The organism is Roseibium sp. RP-7, from assembly GCF_053005225.1.
Genome location: NZ_JBRKQA010000008.1, coordinates 1 through 1,010 on the forward strand (window position 1 = coordinate 1; position 1,010 = coordinate 1,010).

The 1,010-nt window shown below is 58.5% G+C and carries 1 protein-coding gene; it reads right to left on the reverse strand.

Features of this window, described 5'->3' with window-relative positions; all coding sequences use genetic code 11:
• Positions 1-1,010 (reverse strand): VCBS domain-containing protein (locus ACVDG9_RS28565; RefSeq protein ID WP_447239659.1); only part of this gene is annotated, 1,010 nt, incomplete at both ends.

Here is a 1,010-nt window from a genome sequence, read left to right on the forward strand (position 1 = left end):
GGTGATCGGACGCTCGACGAAGGAGTCCGGGTCATTCTTGTCCTGGACCGTAAGCGTGTAGTCGATCGTCAGAACATCGCCTTCGGCAAGGAAGTCGATAGCCTTGTCCTGGACCTTGTAGGAATAGGTTACCCGGCCCTGGTCGTCGAACTGGTCGAATGTCCAGAAGAGGAAATTCGTATCCTTGGCTGTCAGTGCGGCGTAGATATCGCCCGGCATTTCCAGGATTTCACCGGCACCGGAGGCCAGGGACAGGTTCGGTTCGCTGATCTGGACTTCAAAATTGTCCGGATTGACGACCGTATCGGGATCATTGATCTCGAAGACACCGCCGCGGGTATGGACGTAACCTTCGTCTTCCGCACCCGGCCATTCAACGATGGGCAGGAAGTTCAACGAGAGATCGCCGCCGATCGTCGGAGCATCGTTGGTGCCCGTGATCGTGATGGTGACATCCTGATCCACGACACCGCCGTTGCCGTCATCGACCGTCACGGTGTAGACGACTTCGACCTGCTCACCTGCGGCGAGGAAGTCAAGATGCTCTTCCGCGACGCTGTAAGACCAGTTGATCGTACCGTCGTTCGCGTTGCCCGGATCAGCGGACAGCCCGAAACCGGCCTGGATATTCGCGATCTGGCCTGCGGTGAGGCCGACACCATCAAGACCTTCAACGCTCTTGACTGCGAAGGTCGCCGTTGGCGTATCGGAGAGATCCAGATCGGAGAAGTCAATCGAGCCGCTGTCGGACAGGGTTGACGGATCGCCTTCAACGATGGATCCGCTCACGTCGACCGCAGTCAGCGTCGGAACGTCGTTCGTGCCGGTGATCGTGATGGTGATCTGGGTGGTGTCGGTGCCTTCCGGGAACCAGTTCCGGTCGCTGACTTTGACGTCGAACGTCAGGGTCAGCGTTTCGCCGTCCGCCAGCCAGTCGAGTGGAGCCGAGCCGTTGTAGGCATAGGTGAATTCAACATTCCCATCTTCGCCCTTCGGCACGGAGAAGATGT